Raw genomic sequence first — 4,052 nt, 5'->3', positions numbered from 1 at the left:
CCTCATGTTTTAATCTACCACAAATAAGTTCCGGAGATATCTTCTTTTTTAACAAAGCTATTATTAGCTTTTTAACTTTACAGGATAGCTTATGATTATTTGAAGTTCTGCGGCTTTGATATAGCTTCTGTGCTATCTCAGCATTATAGTCACTATTTATACTAGTGCGATTAAGTTCCTTTTTTATAGCTCTTTCACTATAGCCAATTTTATTGGCTATTTGAGATGTTTGGTATCCTAATTTAAGTAATTCTTCTATACAATATCTATTTGAAAGAGTTAAGTGCTTTGGCATTTTTTAGTTCCTTATCGTTTATTTTATTTTCGTCAAAACCTAATAAACTATATTTGGAACTCTCTTTCAACTATTTAAAACTTTCAGAATACAATCTAGCAGAAATTTTTTTTGATAAAGGCTTCAGAAAATCATCAATAGTACAATGATTTTCGATAGGATGACGAAGATTTTTGTCTTTATTAATACTGTAATGGTTATTTCTACCTACTTTTTTCACTGTTAAATAGGCTGTCTCGGTTAGGTCACTGAGTATATTTAGGACCGCTCTTTCAGTGATCCCAACCTTGATGGCCATACCTCTAATAGTTATGTTTGGGTTACTATTAATGAGACATAACATATGTGAATGATTTGTTAGAAAAGTCCAACTTTGAGGTTTTTTAGTAGCCATTATCTATACTTTGTATTATTTATTAGTTAATTATACTGGAGAATACGGCAAAGATGAATGATGTAGCACGATTTGCATTTCACCTTTGGCATTTAGCTTGAATCCCATAGTATAGTTAGCTATTACTTTTGTACCATCAGTTTGAGTCAAGTGCTTGTTACCCATGACAATACCTATATTATCTTCGACAATATAACCAGTGTTTTCAAACTCTAATTCTGCCCATGGGCCAATTGCAAAACCGTTATCTTCAGGATATTTGTCATTGCCAGCCACAAAATAAGATATTGCACCATCTAAGTCACCTCTAAACATTTGCTTGGAAGCAAGAGTAGGTTTGAAAAGAACCTCACTATTATTATAGGCATACATATTTTTGATAAAATTGTGAGCTAGATTCTTATAGTCTCCTCCTTCTCTATAAGTTCTAGAAATCTTCAGAAGACCATCCTTCCACTTAGTTAGTGCATTATCTATATCTTGTTTAGTCATATTTTTCTCCTCTCTGAAATATGAAATAAAATATATGTATCTAATTTCGTGTATTTTATTTCACAATAATGAGTTTGTAAAGTATTTTTTTCAAAAAAATCTTATTTAGAAAATGTAGAGTTGTAATATAAGAATATAAAACAAGATAGCTATTTATTTTAAATGACTAATTTAGAAAAAATTAATTATTGTTGTGTAATTTATTGGGTTTATAAAGTATCATTATCATAAGATATCATAGAATTTTTGAGTATGCATAGCGAGCCTCTTTTCCCTCTTTTTGTCGTAGTGATGCTAGGTGTGTTAATTGTCACTATTGTTCTCAAAAAACTAAAACAGCCATATGTGGTTGCTTATCTTTTAACTGGTATTTTGTTAGGCCCTTATGGGCTAAAACTAATTCAAGACCAGGAGAATTTAGCTAGGTTAGGAGAAATTGGTGTAATACTGTTATTATTCTTTGCAGGTATGGAGGTATCGCCTAGAAAGTTTGCTGAAAACTGGAAGGTTCCTACTATAGGTACAATGCTACAGATGCTAGTAACTAGCTTTATTGTATCTATCATTGGTTATGTTTTAGATTGGAGTCTAGCTAAGATATTGCTATTTGGTGCTGTGATTAGTCTAAGTAGTACAGCGGTTGTACTTAAATTATTGAATGATAATGGCAGTATGAAGACACGTTTAGGTCAAAATGTACTTGGTGTACTTTTAATTCAAGATTTAGCAGTAGTACCAATGCTTATTATTATAAGAATTATCGGTGGAGAAGAGCCATCAGTTAGTCAGATATTGATACAGGTTGTAGGAGGTATTTTAGTTATATCAATTGCTGCTATTATGGCCGTAAAGAAAAATATAAAAATACCATTTATATCTGTATTAGGCAAAGATGAGGAAATGAGAGTTTTTGCCGCTTTAGTTATCTGTTTTGGTATGGCTGAGCTAACTGAGTCTTTAGAGCTATCTTCAGCATTAGGGGCCTTTATTGGAGGAATGATTGTATCTACTGTCGAAGAAACAGAGTGGGTTGGCCACAGCCTTTCTACTGTCAAAACAATTTTTATGGCGCTCTTTTTTATTTCTATAGGTATGTTGATTGATCTTAATCTATTTTGGAATCATATATCTTTATTCATCTCATTGTTACTATTAACCTATGTCTTAAATACGACAATAAATGCACTTATTTTTAAGGCATTACGTCAAAGAACTGATGAAGCATTGATAGGTGGAGCAATGTTATCTCAAATTGGAGAATTCAGTTTTGTATTGATTTCTATGGGATGTGTTTCAGGAATTCTATCAGATACTATGTATCAATATTGTATAACATTGATATCATTGTCATTATTGTTTAGTCCATTATGGATTAGTACTATTAATTTATATATCAAAAAGTTTATTAGGAAGAAAGCTTAGCTTTAACTTCTTTGATTAGCTCTTGAATATATTGCTGTTCTATTTCTTTTTTATCATCTATACAACAATAAAAATAAGCCTGTAAATTTACGATATTTTCTTTGTCTGCTACAGTTTTTATCTCAACATTTGGGGCAAAATTATATATTCCACATTGTTTGAGTTTATTCTTACTAAGAGTACTACTTTTTGAGAAGTCTTCATCGAATGAGTATTTATTTGCAATTATTTTTTTAATTTTAGAGTCTAAATTATCTCTTATTTTTAGCACATTTTGTTCTGTATTTAGCAGGAAAGGAACTTTATGTAACATAATATTTTCATCGCTAGTAAATGTCGAGATAATGCTAGTGATAACTATTGAGTTTGGGAATTTTAGAAGCTTTCCAGTTGTCTTTTTATCTCCATGTTCAGTTGTTTCATACATTCTAAAATAAAATAACTTTACTTCTGTAATATAACCATGTTGTCCTTGAATCTGGATATAATCTCCTTCAGAAAATAAGCTTCTCCAATTAATTATGATCCAGCCAACAAGATTCATGACAGTTTCTTTATTTACTATTATTAAACCGGCAGCTACTAAGCTCAACATTGTAAATAAGTTAGTAATTCCACCAAGCCATATTTTTATTTTTATTAAAAAGAAGATTATTATGCTGATATATATTATTCGAGATTTTAACTTATTAATTTGTTTTATCGTTGTTTTTCTTTTTTTCAGTATGTGAAATGACAAGATAGCTATAATGACAATAATTACTGAGATAACAAGATTAGAAACGCTATTAAATATTAGTTCGTTATATGTTGTCATAGAAGTATCCCAAAGATATTAAATTTACAAATAAAGTATATGGTTTATTTATAAATTTTTGAATTTAAAAGCTAGATTGTATTCTCAATGTTTATAGAGATACCAAAATGTACTTCATTAGGTGTCAAGTAATTTAAACATTTCTTAGGTCTATTATTCAAGTCTATCTGTAACTTTCTAATGTATTGATGAGATATATTGTTAAAGTTAGTACCTTTAGGTATAAATTGTCTGATATACCTATTCATGTTTTCATTAGTACCTCTTTGCCAAGGACTGTATGGATCAGCAAAGAATACTTTGATGCCAGTCTTGCTAGTTAGCTTCTTATGTTTAGCAAACTCTTTACCATTATCAAATGTAGCTGTTAATATTTTATGACCATTAGATACTTTGTACAATATTCTATTGATTGAATTAGCTGTTCTATCTATAGACTTGGCTAAAATAGTAAATCTGCTAGCTCTATCGACCATTGTTACAATAGCACTTTTATGGTCTTTACCAACAATAGTGTCACCTTCAAAGTGATAAAGATTTTTTCTATTAGCACTGCTAGGTCTTTCAGAAATACTCGCTCTATCCTTTATCTTAACTTGTTTAGAGTCACCTTCTTTTTTGTATTTATATTG

The 4,052-nt window shown here is 30.0% G+C and carries 6 protein-coding genes; 1 reads left to right on the top strand and 5 read right to left on the bottom strand.

The genetic code is table 11. The features are described from left to right. From F8C69_RS09350 to F8C69_RS09340, 3 genes are all read right to left on the bottom strand, one after another. On the bottom strand, positions 1-295 hold a 295-nt coding region (locus F8C69_RS09350), incomplete at its 3' end, for a helix-turn-helix domain-containing protein (protein WP_159184785.1). A 70-nt stretch (positions 296-365) separates the two neighbouring features. After that, positions 366-689 carry an ArsR family transcriptional regulator gene (locus F8C69_RS09345; RefSeq protein ID WP_159184980.1) on the bottom strand — a complete coding sequence of 108 codons (324 nt, stop codon included), beginning with the start codon at positions 687-689 and terminating at the stop codon, positions 366-368. 30 nt (positions 690-719) lie between these two features. Next, complete coding sequence (locus tag F8C69_RS09340) at positions 720-1,181, bottom strand: phosphoribosyl-AMP cyclohydrolase (protein WP_159184979.1); 462 nt, start codon at positions 1,179-1,181, stop codon at positions 720-722. Positions 1,182-1,433: 252 nt separating this feature from the next. Here F8C69_RS09340 and F8C69_RS09335 point away from each other — a divergent pair, with 252 nt between their 5' ends. Beyond that, positions 1,434-2,603: a cation:proton antiporter gene (locus tag F8C69_RS09335; RefSeq protein ID WP_159184978.1), complete on the top strand. Its 1,170-nt coding sequence runs from the start codon at positions 1,434-1,436 to the stop codon at positions 2,601-2,603. Here F8C69_RS09335 and F8C69_RS09330 read toward each other — a convergent pair. Next, positions 2,587-3,420 (bottom strand): mechanosensitive ion channel domain-containing protein, encoded by an 834-nt coding sequence (locus F8C69_RS09330; RefSeq protein WP_159184977.1) that lies wholly within the window; start codon positions 3,418-3,420, stop codon positions 2,587-2,589. The two genes, F8C69_RS09335 and F8C69_RS09330, sit on opposite strands and share 17 nt — an antisense overlap. A 71-nt stretch (positions 3,421-3,491) precedes the next feature. Further along, positions 3,492-4,052 (bottom strand): IS30 family transposase (locus F8C69_RS09325; protein ID WP_159183759.1); only part of this gene is annotated, 561 nt, incomplete at its 5' end.

This window comes from Francisella noatunensis subsp. noatunensis (assembly GCF_009823375.1).
GTDB lineage: Bacteria > Pseudomonadota > Gammaproteobacteria > Francisellales > Francisellaceae > Francisella > Francisella noatunensis.
The sequence above is the reverse complement of the archived record's forward strand: the minus strand, read 5'-3'. Positions and strand labels throughout refer to the sequence as shown.

Coding starts and splice junctions, on each gene's coding strand:
- F8C69_RS09340 (WP_159184979.1), bottom strand. CDS start 1,181: ATGACTAAACAAGATATAGATAATGCACTAACTAAGTGGAAGGATGGT.
- F8C69_RS09330 (WP_159184977.1), bottom strand. CDS start 3,420: ATGACAACATATAACGAACTAATATTTAATAGCGTTTCTAATCTTGTT.
- F8C69_RS09335 (WP_159184978.1), top strand. CDS start 1,434: ATGCATAGCGAGCCTCTTTTCCCTCTTTTTGTCGTAGTGATGCTAGGT.
- F8C69_RS09345 (WP_159184980.1), bottom strand. CDS start 689: ATGGCTACTAAAAAACCTCAAAGTTGGACTTTTCTAACAAATCATTCA.